Source organism: Microbacterium sp. Root61 (assembly GCF_001427525.1).
GTDB lineage: Bacteria > Actinomycetota > Actinomycetes > Actinomycetales > Microbacteriaceae > Microbacterium.
Window position 1 is genome coordinate 1,732,112 of sequence record NZ_LMGU01000001.1, and the last position, 14,205, is coordinate 1,746,316.

A 14,205-nucleotide genomic window follows, 5' to 3' on the forward strand; every position below is an offset into this window, starting at 1 on the left:
GTTCGGGAGGTCGCCCGTCATCGGGACGACGCCTGCGATCCTATCCTCAGATCGCTTGAATTGCCACGTGGCAATTCCGGGTCGCGACCAAGGATATTCAGGCGACGACGAAGCGCGACGAGTGCCGATCAGCACTCGATGACGTTGACGGCGAGACCGCCCTCGCTCGTCTCCTTGTACTTGTGCGACATGTCGATGCCGGTCTGCCGCATGGTCTCGACGACGGCGTCGAGCGAGACGTAGTGCGAGCCGTCGCCGCGCAGCGCGAGCCGGGCAGCGGTCACCGCGGTCGATGCCGCGATGGCGTTGCGCTCGATGCACGGGATCTGCACGAGGCCGCCGACCGGATCGCACGTGAGACCGAGGTGGTGCTCCATCGCGATCTCGGCGGCGTTCTCGATCTGCCGGTTCGTGCCGCCCATGACGGCGGTCAGGCCGCCCGCGGCCATCGCGCACGCCGAGCCGACCTCCGCCTGGCACCCGCCCTCCGCCCCCGAGATCGAGGCGTTCGCCTTGAACAGCGAGCCCAGCGCGGTGGCCGTCAGCAGGAAGCGACGGATGCCGCGGCGACGGTTCGCCTCGGCCACCGCCTCCTCCTCGAGCTCATCGGTGAGGATCGGGCCGAGCTGCCGCGCGGACGCGGTGGCACCGAAGCCGAGAAGCGCGCTGCCGACGAGTTCGCCGTGCGGCGTGACGGCGTTGCCCGCACCGAGCCCGGAGCCGGCGAGGAAGCGCCACCAGTACATCGCGACGGCGGGGAGGATCCCGGCGGCACCATTGGTCGGCGCGGTGACCACGCGACCGCCGGCGGCGTTCTCCTCGTTGACGGCGAGCGCGAACGCCCCCAGCCACTCCCCCGGCAGCTCGCGGTGACCGTGCGCCTCGGACTCCTGCAGCTGGACCCGGATCGCCGAGGCGCGGCGCTTGACCTTGAGCATGCCCGGCAGCACGCCGTCGTGGTGCAGGCCCGCCTCCACGCACGCGGCCATCGCATCCCAGATCCGGTCGAGTCCGGCCGCGACCTCCGCGTCGGGGCGCAGCGTCTCCTCGTTGATCCGCGCGGCTTCGGCGATCGTGATGCCGCGCTCGTCGCACAGCGCGAGCAGCGATTGCGCGTCATCGAAGGCGAGCGGGAAGTCGTGGCTCGCCACCCGTGGCGGTTCGCCGTCGCGGCGGATGAAGCCACCGCCGATCGAGTAGTACGTCTCAGTGGCGAAAGGCAAGGCATCCGGATCCGTCGTGGCGTACGCCCGCAGGGTCATGGCGTTCGGATGCCCTGGCAGCCGCGTGCGGGATTCGAAGGCGATGTCGGACTTGGCGAACGGCACCGGCGTCGTGCCGTCGACGAAGAGCGCGCGACCCTCCGGCCAGCCGGTCCACGCGCCGCGGACGGCGGCGGGGTCGACCGTCTCCGGCTCCGCCCCACCGAGGCCGACGACGACGGCGTCGGGCGTGCCGTGGCCGATGCCGGTCGCGCCGAGCGATCCGTAGAGGGTGCCGTCGACGCGGGCGAGGCGCTCGAGGTCTCCGCCGGCGCGCAAGCGTGCGGCGAAATCACGGGCGGCCCGCATCGGGCCGACCGTGTGCGAGCTCGAGGGTCCCACGCCGATGGAGAACAACTCGAACGCGGAGATGTATGCGCTCACGCATCCAGGCTAGTTGTCCGGATGCCGCAACGGGGCTGTGATTCGTTGACGGAGTGCGCTGCGGCCACTACGTTCAGCGCATGCCCCGGTGCCCGAACCGCCAGCTGTCGTCCGCGCCTATCGCGAGGCGGCGACCCGCGTGATCACCGTCCAGGAGTTGCGCGAGATCCCGGTGTTCCGCGCGCTGCCGGACGCGACGCTGGATTACCTGGCACGTGCGGTGGAAGATATCCGCCTGCTGCCCGGCGAGTACTTCGCGCACGAGGGCGACGAGCGCGCCCTGTTCGTCGTGGTCGAAGGACTTGCCGAGCTGACGAAGGTCGTCAACGGCGAGGAGCGGGTGATCGGCACCCGCAAACCGGGGCAGCTGTTCGGCGAGGTGCCGATGACGCTGAGCACCAACTTCCCGGCCAGCGGACGCGCCAAAGGTGCGGCGCGGATCCTCCGGCTGGAGGTCCCGGTCTACTACTCCCTCGCGGCGATGGCGCCGTCGGTGCCGGCGTTCGTGGGGGGCCTCGCCCGCCGCTACCTGGATTCGCTGCAGGAGATGGCCGCCGAGCAGCCGCAGATCGAGGCGCGCGTGATCGGACCGCGCATCGACCCGAACGTCCGCGAGATCGCCAACTTCCTCACGCGCAATCACGTCCCGTTCGAGCGCGACGATCCCGCGCCGGGGTCCGCGCCCGACGCTGCCCCGATCCTCGAGCTGCGCGACGGCTCACGCCGCGTCGCACCGAGCCTGCGCGATGTCGCCGAGGCTGTGGGGTTGGACGTGGAACCGTCCACCGACGAGTACGACGTCGTCGTTCTGGGGGCCGGGCCTGCGGGACTGACCGCCGCCGTCAACGCGGCCGCGGAGGGGCTCCGCGTCGTCGTGATCGAGAGTCAGACTCCGGGCGGGCAGGCCGGCACCTCGACACGGATCGAGAACTACACCGGGTTTCCGTACGGCATCTCCGGAGACGACCTGGCGAGCCGCGCCCTCACCCAGGCGAAGCGCCTCGGCGCGGAGATCGTCGTGACGAGGACGGTCGAGGCGATCGACCCGGTCCGCCACGAGATCGTGCTGGCCGGGGGCGCCGCGCTGACGGCGCCGGTCGCGATCGTCGCCACCGGCGTCGAGTGGCGCACGCTGCCGGTGCCCTCCGTGGATCGCTATCTCGGCAAGGGGGTGTATTACGGGGCTGCCCGCAGCGACTCCGCGATCGCGCAGGGACAGGACATCTGCATCATCGGGGCCGGGAATTCGGCCGGGCAGGCGGCAGTCTTCTTCTCCCGGCACGCTCGTTCCGTGACGATGCTGGTGCGCGGCGAATCGCTCGGAGCGAGCATGTCGCGCTACCTCATCGACCAGATCGCCGCCAACGCGCAGATCCGGGTCGAGCCGTTCAGCGAAGTGGTGGGGCTGCACGGCGACACCGACCTCGAAGGCGCCGACGTTCTCGAGAAGTCGTCCGGAACGACCACCCGTCGCGCGTTCGCGGTCATCTTCGTCATGATCGGTGCCGACGCGGTCACCGGGTGGCTCCCGCCCGCTGTGGCGCGGGACCCGCACGGCTTCATCTTCACGGGAGCGGATGCCGCGGCCACCTGGCCGCTCGAGCGTCGCCCGTTCGCCCTGGAGACGAGCGCTCCCGGCATCTTCGCGATCGGCGACGTGCGATCGGGGTCGGTGAAGCGGGTGGCGGCCGGAGTGGGCGAGGGCGGCATGGCCATCGCGTTCGTGCACCAGTACCTGGCGCTGCGGGAGGGCCGGGCTCAGGGTCGTTGAAACGCGATGAGCCCGACGGTGTTGCCCTCGGAGTCGCGGACGAACGCCTGCCATTCTTCGTGCCCGGCCGGGCCGAGCGTGTCGTCCTCGTGCCGGAAGATCACGTGCGGCGGCGAGATGACCTCGGCGAGGCCGTCGAGGCGCTCGATCACGGCGTGCACGTTCTCGACTCCGAGGTAGACCAGCGACGTCGGTGCGCCGCGATCCAGCAGCAGACGGACCCCGTCGAGGTCGAAGAAGAGCAGTCCGGGCGGGTCGAATCTCGCGGCGGGTTCCACGCCGAGCAGCGCGGAGTAGAACGTCGCCGCACGATCGAGGTCGTCGGCGTGCTGCGCGATCTGTACGAGTCTCATGCGACCAGTGTGGCCCCGCCCGATGATCTCTTCCAGCCGCCGGCGTGCACGACGACGACGCCCACCTCCGGATCAGGAGGCGGGCGTCGTCGGTCGATTGCCGGGACCGCGAGCGCGATCAGCTGAGCTTGCGTCGGTAGATCGCGATCGCGAACGCGTAGGCGACGACGAGGATCCCCACGAGCCACGCCAGGGCGATCCAGATGTCGTTGCCGACCGGCTGCTCGGCGAACAGCGCGCGGATCGTGTTCACGATGGAGGTCACCGGCTGGTTCTCGGCGAACCAGGCCACCGGAGCGGGCATCGTGTCGGTCGGCACGAAGGCCGAACTGATGAATGGCAGGAAGATCAGCGGATAGCTGAAGGCGCTGGCGCCGTCGACCGTTTTGGCGGAGAGCCCCGCGATCACCGCGAGCCAGGTCAATGCGAGGGTGAACAGGATCAGGATCCCGGCCACCGCCAGCCACACTCCGAAGGATGCTCCGGTGCGGAAGCCCATCAGGAGGGCGACGCCGATCACGATCGCGACGGAGACCATGTTCGCCACCAGCGACGTGAGCACGTGGGCCCACAGCACGCTGGACCTCGCGATCGGCATCGACTGGAAGCGTTCGAAGATGCCGCCCTGCATGTCCAGGAACAGCCGGTACGCGGTGTACGCGATGCCCGACGCGATCGTGATGAGCAGGATGCCCGGAAGCATGTAGTCGATGTACGACTCGTCGGATCCGGTGTTGATCGCACCGCCCAGCACGTAGGTGAACAGCAGCATCAGCGCGATCGGGGTGACCGCCGTGGTGATGATCGTGTCGGGACTGCGGAGGATGTGAGTCAGCGAGCGACCGGTGAGGACACGGGTGTCGCTGAGGACGTGAGTGGTCATCGGGGTTCCTTTCCCGTGGCGACGGCGCCGTCGGCGCTGTCGGACTCTCCGGTGTCGCCGACGAGGGTCAGGAAGACGTCCTCCAGGGAGGGCTGCTTCTCGATGTACTCGACCTTGGCGGGCGGGAGGAGCTGCTTGAGTTCGGACAGGGTGCCGTTCTGGATGATGGTGCCCTTGTGCAGGATCGCGATGCGGTCGGCGAGCTGCTCGGCCTCATCGAGGTACTGCGTGGTCAGCAGGATCGTGGTGCCCTGACCGGCGAGCTGCTTGACCGTCTGCCAGACCTCGATGCGCGCCTGGGGGTCCAGGCCGGTGGTGGGCTCGTCAAGGAAGATGATCGGCGGGTCGCCGATCAGGCTCATCGAGATGTCGAGGCGACGACGCATGCCCCCCGAGTACGTTCCGGCCTTGCGACCGCCCGCCTCGGTGAGCGCGAACCGCGCCAGCAGGTCGTCGGCGATCGCACCCGGATTCTTCAGGTGACGCAGCTTGGCGATCAGCACGAGGTTCTCCCGACCGGTGAGCACCTCGTCGACGGCGGCGAACTGGCCGGTCAGGCTGATCGACTCGCGCACATCGCCGGATTGAGCGGCGACGTCGAAGCCGTGCACCGAGGCGGTGCCGGCATCCGCTTTCAGCAGTGTCGACAGGATCCGCACCAGGGTGGTCTTTCCCGCACCGTTCGAGCCGAGCAGCGCGAAGATGGTGCCGCGTGTCACGTCGAAGTCGACGCCGCGCAGCACCTGGAGGTCCTTGAAGGACTTCTCGACGCCCCGCACGCGGATGGCTGGTTCGGCGGTCATTTGCTCTCCTCCTCCTCTGCGCCGTTGATCGCCTTGTTGAGGCGATCGCGCTCCTTGTCGATCCATCGCTTGCCCAGGTAGGCACTGGCGAACGTCTCGGTGAACTCCACCGGGTCCTCGCCCACGATGTCGCGCACGGGCGTGCCGTCCACGGCCGCGCGCTCCCAGAGGTCGGCCAGGTCGGTGAACATCGTCATGAGGGTGTCACCGTCGGTGACATCTCCCGAGTACATGAGGTACCGGTGCATCGCCTTGGCGGCGGTCGCGTACGGCTCGGGCAGGGCGTCGATACGCGCCTTGTCCTGCTTGTACTGCTTCTTCTGCTCCAGCGAGCCGGTGAGGGCCTCGATCCACTTGGCGGCCATGTCAGTTCTCTCCTTCTGCGTTTTCGGTGTGGAGCTTTCCGATGTGTTCCGAGAGGAAGCTCCACGTCCTCCAGAATTCTTCGAGCTGTTCCCGCCCCTGTGCGTTGAGCGAGTACACCTTGCGGGGCGGCCCTTTCTCGGACGGCACCTTCTCGACATCCACGAAGCCGCGCTGCTCGATGCGCACCAGTAGCGCGTACACGGTTCCTTCGACGAGGTCGGTGAATCCCTCATCGCGCAACCGCGCCGTGATCTCGTATCCGTACGCCGGCCGCCTCGCCAGGACCTGCAGGACGATGCCCTCCAGGGTCCCCTTGAGCATCTCTGTCATCTGATTGCCCACGATCGACCTCCTTCACTACTCGGTGTTGCTGACTACCACTAGACGGTAACACTAAGTACCAGTAGTTGGCAACACTGAGTACCGAGATTCTTCTTGGTAGGGTTGGCCACGACGGAGGGATGCCGCAGTGATCGCTCGGTTTGAAGAGCTCGACTGGCAGCCCACCCCGATGGGCGACCTCACGTTGCGGCGCCGCCGCGAACCGGCCGTGGGTCACGACATCTTCGAAGTGAAGCTCGGCGACGAGTACCTGATGTCGAGCCTGTTCACGGTGGCGGAGGAAGAACTCGCGAATCTCGGCCTCGGCGCCGCGGAGGGCGACGGGTTGACCGTGCTGGTCGGCGGACTCGGTCTCGGCTACACCGCCGTCGCCGCCCTGCGCGACGAACGCGTGGCCGCCGTCACGGTGATCGACAGGCTGGCCGCGGTGATCGGCTGGCACGAGCGGATGCTGCTGCCGGCCTCGACGGAACTCGTCCGCGATGCGCGGACCACCCTCGTCGAGGACGACTTCTTCGCGGTGATGCGTGCCGAACCGGCCGCCGACCGAGGCCGCTACTCCGCAATCCTGCTCGATGTGGATCACTCTCCCCGCCACCAACTCGACCCGACGCACGCCGACCTCTACACCGCAGCCGGTCTGCAGGCGCTCGATCGGCATCTCGCGCCGCGCGGCGTCTTCGCGCTGTGGTCGGATGACCCGCCCGATGAGAGGTTCATGATCGAGCTGACCGCCGTGTTCGACGACGCGGTCGCTCACATCGTCGACTTCGAGAACCCGGTCACCGGTGGGGTGTCCTCCAACACGGTGTACGTCGCTCGCAGTCGCGGCTGACGGCGGTCTCCGACCCGCACGACCGCGGCCGTGCGATGGCGGCGCTCCGGGCCGCGTCATCTCACCATTTTCGGGTGATGCGCGTGACGTGAGCCCTCAATAGCGTCTGGAATCGGGCCAGAGTCTCGGGCCGTTCCGCGCATCGGCGATCCGATCGCCAGAAAGGGGCTCGACGATGAGCACAACAAGCACCACCACCGGATGGGTCGGGTGGGGAAGGTTCGCAGGCGTCGTGCTGCTGATCAGCGGTGCGTTCAGCCTGCTGCAGGGCCTGACCGCCCTGATCGGTCCCAATACGTACTACGCCGTGACGGACGGCGGGCTGTTCGTGTTCGACGTCACCGGCTGGGGATGGTGGAACCTCATCATCGGCGCCTTGCTGATCCTGACGGCGATCGCGCTGTTCGCCGGCCAGACGTGGGCGAGGATCGTGGCCGTCATCCTGGCAATCCTGAGCGCGATCGGCCAGATGATGCTGGTGCCCGCACAGCCGTGGTGGGCACTGATCGTCATCGCCATCGACGTTCTCGTCATCTACGCACTGACCGTGCACGGCGACGAGCTCCGCTCGGCTTCGTAGGCCGCTGCCCGGCGGACCGACTCCTCCACTGAGCACCCCGACGATCGATCGAGGGAGTGGCGATGGACATTCTGATCATCATCCTGCAGGCGTGCGTCGTGCTCGGTGCGATCGTGATGGGCGTTCGCACAGGCGGCATCGGCCTCGGACTCTGGGGCGTGGTGGGCACCGCGATCCTGGTGTTCGTCTTCCAGCTGCCGCCCGGCTCCCCACCGATCGACGCCTTCTTCATCATCATCGCCGTGATCACGGCGTCCTCGGCGATGCAGGCCGCGGGCGGCATCGACTATCTCGTCTCGATCGCCTCGAAGATCATCCAGCGCAATCCGAAGCGACTCACGTATGTGGCACCGCTGGTCGCCTTCGTCTTCACCGTCCTGTCGGGCACGTCGAACATCTTCTTCGCGCTCATCCCGGTGATCAACGAGACGGCGTACCGCAATGGCCAGCGGCCGGAGCGATCGTTGGCGGCCTCAACGGTGACCTCCGGTCTCGGCATCACCGCGAGTCCCGTGTCAGCCGCCATGGCCGCCTACCTCGTCCTCATGGACGGCACCGGGTACGGACTTCCGCAGATCCTGCTCATCACGATTCCGGCGGCCATCGTCGCGTGCCTGGTCACCTCGTTGGTGCAGCAGCGGATCGGCAAGGATCTGCTGGATGACCCGGAGTACATCAAGCGCGTCCGTGCGGGCGTGGTCGAGGTGCCGGCGGTGCTCGCCGTCGAGTACGAGGCGAAGTACGGCACCGGCGCTGCCGCAGGCTCGTCCGCCGCAGCGGATGGATCGGGCGGGAACGTCGAAAGCTCCCGTGCCTCCGCCCGCAGCGCGGCCAAGGCCGACAAGGCCGTGATGATCGAGCACGCGGTACCTCCCGGAGGAAAGACGGCGGCGATGATCTTCATCGCCGGGACGCTGCTGGTCGTGGTCCTGGGACTCTTCCCAGGCCTGCGCCCCGCCTTCCCGGACGCCGAAGGCGAGCTGGTGCCGATCAGCATGGCGACGATCATCGAGATGGTGATGTTCACCGCCGCACTCGTGATCATCCTGGTCCGCCACGTCAAGCCGTCCCTCGTGGTCGAACAGCCGTTGCTGCGCGCAGGCTATGTCGCGGCGGTCGCTCTGTTCGGCATCGCGTGGATGGCCGACACCTTCATCTCGGCCAACGAGGAGACAATCGTCAAGCCGCTCGGCGAGCTGATCGAAGCGCAGCCGCTGTGGCTGGCCGTAGCCCTGTTCATCGTCGCTGGCCTGACCACGAGTCAATCCGCGACGACCAACACGCTCATCCCGATCGCTCTGGCCTCGGGCCTCGCACCGGGCGTGATCACCGCGATGTGGCCGTCATTGATCGGCGTCTGGCTGTTCCCCGCGAACGGCTCGCAGATCGCCTCGGTCGAGACCGACCTCACCGGCTCGACGAAGCTCACCCAGATACCCGTCTGGCACTCGTTCACGATCCCGATGCTCGTCTCATGGGCGTCCGTCGTGCTGGCCGGCCTGCTGTTCCAGCTCGTCGTCCCTGCGTGAATCGGCGCCCGCCCGGCACCCGCGCGACCTGGAAGGAAGAACCATGTCCCCCACCGCTGCCACCCCTGAGGCGGTCGCCCAGCTCATGCCGGAAGTGATCGAGCGCCTCAACGCGCTCGTGCGCATCCCGTCCATCGCCTTCCCGGGATTCGATCCGGGTCCCGTCCGGAAGATGGGCGAAGCCGTCGTCGAGCTCTTCGAAGCCGCCGGCGCCGACGACGCCGTGCTGGTGGACGTGCCGGACGGCTATCCCTGCGTCTTCGCCGACATCCCAGGCCCGGAGGGCTCGCCGACGATCATGCTCTACGCGCACTACGACGTGCAGCCCGCACCGAAGAGTCAGGGATGGTCCACCGAGCCGTTCGAACCCACGCTGGGCGCCGACGGTCGGATCTACGGGCGAGGCGCTGCGGATGACAAGTCGGGCCTGGTGATGCACTATGCCACGCTCAAGCTCCTCGGCCCCGATTTCCCGTGCCACATCAAGCTGCTGAGCGAGGGCGAGGAGGAGACGATCTCCCATCTCGAGGCGTTCGTCGAGGCGAATCCCGAGATGTTCCACGCCGATGCCTACGTCATCGCCGATATCGGCGGACAGGTCGTCGGACGCCCGGGGCTGACCACCGCGCTCCGCGGGGATGTCGCCTGCACCCTGACCGTGCGGACCCTCGCGTACCCGGTACACTCGGGCCTCTTCGGCGGCGCGGCGCCCGACGCGATGACCGCGATGATCCGGATCCTCGACACCCTGCACGACGAGAACGGCGACACCACCATCCCCGGTGTGGACAGCTCCACGTGGGAGGGGGCGGACCTGGAGGAGTCGGTCTACCGCGAGGGCGCCGCCATCCTTCCCGGCGTCGACTATCTCGGCACCGGATCCCTCTCGGACCGGATCTGGGCCAAGCCCTCGGTCACGGTGCTGGGCATGGATCTGCCGAACACCGCCGAAGCCTCCAACGTGCTGCTGCCGGAGGTCACCGCGAAGCTCTCGATGCGCATCGTGCCGGGTTCGGATGCCGATGCTCAGCTCGACGCGCTCATGACGCACCTGCGCTCCCAGCGCCCGTGGAACTGCGAGGTCGAGGTCACCAAGATCAAGACCGGGCACGCATTCGCCGTCGATTCCGCGCACCCCGCGATCGTCGCCGCGAAATCCGCCCTCGAGTCCGCCTACGGCGGGACGGTCGAGTCGATCGGCAGCGGCGCATCCATTCCGCTCGTCGCCTCGCTGCAGAAGATCGCGCCCGATGCGGCGATCATCCTGTGGGGCGCGGAGGACACGGCGAAGGCGCGCATCCACGCCTCCGACGAATCCGTGGACCCGGCCGAGATCGCACGCATGATCGCCGCACAGGTCTCGTTCATCGAGAACATGGTTGCCGAGGGGTGATGAGCGCCCCCGTGGGCACGCGCTCCGCAGGAAGATCGCCCTCATCGCCACGCCGGGCACCTTCGTGGTGTTCGCCATGACCACCCTCGTGAACGAGCCGAAGACGGCGTTCGCGCTCCTGGTCATCCTCGTCGCCGCGATGCTGCTCGACGTCAACTGGAAGCGGGTGCGCGGCCCCGGCATCCGCAGGTCCGCTCCCCCGGTTCTCGACGAGCAGGGCTAGTGGACGCGGCCGACCAACCGCTGCAGGATGCGGCGGACCACGGTGACTCCGGGCCGAACGGCCCCGAGACGACGGGCCCCGATCTCGCCCCGCATGCCCTGCGCCGCAGCGTCACGTGGGGCATCATCCGCGCGATCGGGACGATCATCCTTCTCGTCGGCCTCTACTTCCTGGGCCCCTTGGACGAGGCGCAGAAGGTGCCGCTCCCGATCTCGCTCGCCGTCGCGGGCGTGCTGCTTCTCGCGATCAGCGCACTGGAGATCCGCGCGATCACGAAGTCGAGGCATCCGGAGATCCGTGGCGTCCAGGCGCTCGCCGTGACGGTCCCGCTGTACCTGCTGCTGTTCTCGTCCGCCTACTTCCTGATGGCGGCCGATGATCCCGGCAGCTTCGAGCGCGAGATCGTCACCCGGCTCGACGCGCTCTACTACACGGTGGCGGTGTTCGCGTCGGTGGGATTCGGGGACATCGCTGCGCTGAGTCAGCAGACGCGGATGCTGGTGACGATCCAGATGATCCTCAACCTGCTCGTGTTGGGCGCCGGCATCCGCGTGTTCATCGGGGCCGCGCGTCGCAGCCGTGGCGCCGGACGGTCGTCACCACCGAAGTAGCCCGAGCTCGGTGGCGCGAGTGACAGCACTGCTCCGACTGGACACTCCGAGCTTCTGGTAGATGTGGCCGATATGCGTCTTGATCGTGTTGGTGGACACATGCCAGCGCGCCGCCAGCTCGGACGAGGTCATTCGAGTCGGCAGGTAGGCGAGGATCTCCAGCTCGCGATCGGTGAGCCGGTCGTAGGCGATCTCCAGGCGGGCAGACGGGTTCACGCGGCACGTCTGCGCCGACGTCCCCGGCATCTCCTCGACATGCACGCTGACCCAGTCATGACCGTGCACACCTCGTCGCTGCAGCGCGGATATCCGTTCGGCCGCCACCGGCGGCGGCCGTCCCGATGGGGGTCTGCGATCGGTGAGCGGTGGGACCAGCGCCAGCGAGGCTGCGTAGAAGACCCAGCTCAGCCCGACCCTCGCGTTCGCCTCCGCGCGCCCCCACCCCGTCTCGATCGCCTCGGCGGCCGACTCCTGCTCACCGTGCTCCAACGCCGCCAGGGCCAACGCGAGATGCGCCTCGGCCGTCGACGGGTGATCCTCGGCCGAAACCGCGCGAGCGACCTCGAGCGCCTCCACCGCCAGGTCGCGGGCGCGGCCGCTGCGCCCCACCCACCCTTCGAGAAGCGCGAGCGAACCGAGAGCGCCGATCCGCCACAACGAGTAGGCCGCCCCGCGCGTCGCGAGGGCGGCCTCCAGCCAGGTGCGTGCGCGATCGAAGTCACCGGCGAGGAAGTGTGCGCGACCGCCCGACAATGTGGCGACGGTGCGCAGCGAGTGTTTATCCGTCAGGCGCAGGATGTCGGGAGTCACGACATCCTCGTTCGCATCCAACGATGCGAGTGTCTGCTCGGCCCAAGCCAAAGACGACTCGGGGTTCGAGTGCCATTGGACGAGAGCGGCGAGGAAGGCCTCCGCAGCGACACGCTGCCCGATGGTCGCGTCGTTGGCCGCCGCGACACGTCGCAGGTCGTCTTCGGCGCGAACAGCATCCCCCATGACCTCCGACACGATGCCCAGCAGGATCGACAGATCGAGGTTCGGGTCCCGCACCGTCGGCGGTATCGAGGTGATCACCGCGATCACCTGGGCGAGCTCGCCACGTTCGAACACCTCCGCGCCGCGAGCGAGGATGATCTCGATGGCGCGATCCCACTCCTCCGCCCGCAACAGATAGTGCACCGCGGGCGCCCAGTCGCCGCGTCGCAGGTGCCACTTCGCCGCCCGCCGGAGGACGCGCACCTCGACGTGCGGGTCGCGGGCGCGTGCTTGGAACCGCAGCAGGTCGCGGAACAGGTGGTGGAACCGGAACCACTCCTGGTTGCCGTCCAAAGGCACCAGGAACATCGAGGCCTGCTCCAACTCCGCCAGTGCGGTGCGCGCCCCGGGGGCTTTGCACACATGCGCTACGAGATCGCTACTCATGCGATCCAGCGCCGCCATCGCGAACAGCAGATTGCGCGATTCCTCGGAGAACGAGCTGACCACCTGGTCACTGAGATAGTCCGCGACGAGCCTGTGCGACCCGCTGAACTGGCGAACGAACGCAGCGGGGTCCGGATGGTGGCGCAGCGTCATCGCCGCCAGTTGAATCCCCGCTGCCCATCCCTCGGCACGGTCCACCAGCGCAGCCACGCTCTCCTCCGTGAGAGTCACTCCGGACACCGCCTCGACCAGCGCGGCCGACTCCTCGTAATTCAGTGCCAGATCCTGGGTCCGCAGCTCGTCGACGCGGTCCTCCAGTCGGTCGCGCCCCCACGCCATCGGCGGATCCAGACGGCTCGACAACACGACATGCGCACCCCGCGGCAGCCGTCTGAGCAGATCCTGCAAGCTGTCGAGGATCGTGAAGTCCCGGATGTGGTGCAGATCATCGACCACGACCACGCACGGCCCAGTGTCGCGGAGCAGGCCGAGGAAGCCGTCGAGCAGCTGCGGACCCAGAACCGGGCCTGTGAAGCCGAGGGCCCCGCTGTGGCGGGTCGCGGCCGGAGTGGAGGCGCGGAACTTGCGCATGACGTGCCGGGCGAAGTACTCCGCGTCATTGTCCGCGGGAGCGATGTCCAACCACACTGCCGGGATGCTCAGCGTCCGGACCCATTGCGTCAACAGCACGGACTTGCCCGATCCCGCCTGGGCGACCACGAGCGTGACCGGCCGGGTCAGCGCACGATCGAGTTCGCGGAGAAGTCGAGGCCTGGAGACGGCGTGCACGGGGACGTATTGCCCATTGGACATGGTCGCGCACCTCCTGTCGGGACGGCGTTCTGGCGGTCTGGACGACGATGTGGCTGTCTGGGCGACATTCTGGCAGGACGTGTCACGCTCGTCCAGCATTCGTCGGCGCGCCGTAACACGCGCGCTCATCCTTTCTTGGTGACGACAGCGCGGCGGCGGATGCGGAGGATACCTATGCAGGCGCGATCGCGGAAGCGTAAAAGGGGTTGCAATGAATGCCGGCACCTTTGAAATCGTCGTGAAGGGCACGATGAGCCCGACGTTTCTGGCCGCCTTCGACGGATTCTCCGCCACCGCGTCGCAGCATCACACACGGCTCGTCGGCTGCATGCCCGATCAGGCCCAACTGCACGGAGCGCTGGCGATGCTCCGCGACCTCGGCGTCGAGCTGATCTCAGTGGTGCAGCTGACCCCGCCGTCCGACGCTCCCTGCCCGTCGCCCGAGGAGAACGATCGGGGTGGCTTCCGGTGAGCCGGCCGAGGCGGTCACTCACCGCCGGAATGGGTGAAGGGCGAGCGGTCGCCTTCTGGACCGTTCTCATGCTCGTGGGCATCGTGATCGGCGGCGCGATCGGGTTCCTGCTCGTGGCCGTCTACCACTGAGCCGACCATGCGGACTGTACCCGAACCCTTGT

General features: G+C 68.0%; 15 protein-coding genes. 8 read left to right on the forward strand and 7 right to left on the reverse strand.

Annotation, left to right across the window (positions count from 1 at the left end; translation table 11 throughout):
* Window positions 1-128: 128 nt before the first annotated feature.
* Window positions 129-1,646, reverse strand: coding sequence for an L-serine ammonia-lyase, iron-sulfur-dependent, subunit alpha (locus ASD65_RS08450; RefSeq protein ID WP_056221103.1), 1,518 nt, complete (start codon window positions 1,644-1,646; stop codon window positions 129-131).
* Window positions 1,647-1,734: 88 nt separating this feature from the next.
* On the opposite strand from ASD65_RS08450, the gene ASD65_RS08455 reads away from it, so the two are divergent.
* The gene (locus ASD65_RS08455) at window positions 1,735-3,417 is read left to right on the forward strand and encodes an FAD-dependent oxidoreductase (protein ID WP_235566631.1); all 1,683 of its coding nucleotides are present in this window, start codon (window positions 1,735-1,737) and stop codon (window positions 3,415-3,417) included.
* Here the strand turns inward: ASD65_RS08455 and ASD65_RS08460 are convergent.
* From ASD65_RS08460 to ASD65_RS08480, 5 genes are all read right to left on the reverse strand, one after another.
* Window positions 3,405-3,770, reverse strand: coding sequence for a VOC family protein (locus ASD65_RS08460; protein WP_056221108.1), 366 nt, complete (start codon window positions 3,768-3,770; stop codon window positions 3,405-3,407). The two genes, ASD65_RS08455 and ASD65_RS08460, sit on opposite strands and share 13 nt — an antisense overlap.
* Before the next feature lie 118 nt (window positions 3,771-3,888).
* On the reverse strand, window positions 3,889-4,653 hold the full coding sequence (locus tag ASD65_RS08465) for an ABC transporter permease (protein ID WP_056221113.1): 765 nt from the start codon (window positions 4,651-4,653) through the stop codon (window positions 3,889-3,891).
* A complete protein-coding gene (locus ASD65_RS08470) occupies window positions 4,650-5,456 on the reverse strand; it encodes an ABC transporter ATP-binding protein (RefSeq protein WP_056221117.1) in 807 nt (268 codons plus the stop codon). The genes ASD65_RS08465 and ASD65_RS08470 overlap by 4 nt, the downstream gene beginning before the upstream one ends.
* Window positions 5,453-5,821: a DUF1048 domain-containing protein gene (locus ASD65_RS08475; RefSeq protein ID WP_056221120.1), complete on the reverse strand. Its 369-nt coding sequence runs from the start codon at window positions 5,819-5,821 to the stop codon at window positions 5,453-5,455. Before ASD65_RS08475 ends, ASD65_RS08470 begins: the two co-directional genes overlap by 4 nt.
* Before the next feature lies 1 nt (window position 5,822).
* Window positions 5,823-6,164: a PadR family transcriptional regulator gene (locus ASD65_RS08480; protein ID WP_056221122.1), complete on the reverse strand. Its 342-nt coding sequence runs from the start codon at window positions 6,162-6,164 to the stop codon at window positions 5,823-5,825.
* A gap of 127 nt (window positions 6,165-6,291) precedes the next feature.
* On the opposite strand from ASD65_RS08480, the gene ASD65_RS08485 reads away from it, so the two are divergent.
* The 6 genes from ASD65_RS08485 (at window position 6,292) to ASD65_RS08510 (ending at window position 11,335) form a co-directional block, all read left to right on the forward strand.
* Complete coding sequence (locus ASD65_RS08485; RefSeq protein WP_235566632.1) at window positions 6,292-6,999, forward strand: spermidine synthase; 708 nt, start codon at window positions 6,292-6,294, stop codon at window positions 6,997-6,999.
* Window positions 7,000-7,174: 175 nt separating this feature from the next.
* The gene (locus ASD65_RS08490) at window positions 7,175-7,579 is read left to right on the forward strand and encodes a DUF7144 family membrane protein (protein WP_056221125.1); all 405 of its coding nucleotides are present in this window, start codon (window positions 7,175-7,177) and stop codon (window positions 7,577-7,579) included.
* A gap of 62 nt (window positions 7,580-7,641) precedes the next feature.
* A complete protein-coding gene (locus tag ASD65_RS08495; RefSeq protein WP_056221128.1) occupies window positions 7,642-9,108 on the forward strand; it encodes an anaerobic C4-dicarboxylate transporter family protein in 1,467 nt (488 codons plus the stop codon).
* A 43-nt stretch (window positions 9,109-9,151) separates the two neighbouring features.
* Window positions 9,152-10,501 carry a M20/M25/M40 family metallo-hydrolase gene (locus tag ASD65_RS08500; protein WP_056221131.1) on the forward strand — a complete coding sequence of 450 codons (1,350 nt, stop codon included), beginning with the start codon at window positions 9,152-9,154 and terminating at the stop codon, window positions 10,499-10,501.
* Between the two features lie 76 nt (window positions 10,502-10,577).
* The gene (locus tag ASD65_RS18985) at window positions 10,578-10,724 is read left to right on the forward strand and encodes a hypothetical protein (protein ID WP_156378814.1); all 147 of its coding nucleotides are present in this window, start codon (window positions 10,578-10,580) and stop codon (window positions 10,722-10,724) included.
* The gene (locus tag ASD65_RS08510) at window positions 10,724-11,335 is read left to right on the forward strand and encodes a potassium channel family protein (protein ID WP_200948640.1); all 612 of its coding nucleotides are present in this window, start codon (window positions 10,724-10,726) and stop codon (window positions 11,333-11,335) included. Before ASD65_RS18985 ends, ASD65_RS08510 begins: the two co-directional genes overlap by 1 nt.
* On the opposite strand, the gene ASD65_RS08515 is transcribed toward ASD65_RS08510, so the two are convergent.
* Complete coding sequence (locus ASD65_RS08515; protein WP_056221137.1) at window positions 11,321-13,570, reverse strand: LuxR C-terminal-related transcriptional regulator; 2,250 nt, start codon at window positions 13,568-13,570, stop codon at window positions 11,321-11,323. The two genes, ASD65_RS08510 and ASD65_RS08515, sit on opposite strands and share 15 nt — an antisense overlap.
* A gap of 211 nt (window positions 13,571-13,781) precedes the next feature.
* On the opposite strand from ASD65_RS08515, the gene ASD65_RS08520 reads away from it, so the two are divergent.
* Window positions 13,782-14,042: a hypothetical protein gene (locus ASD65_RS08520; protein WP_056221141.1), complete on the forward strand. Its 261-nt coding sequence runs from the start codon at window positions 13,782-13,784 to the stop codon at window positions 14,040-14,042.
* Window positions 14,043-14,205: the final 163 nt, after the last annotated feature.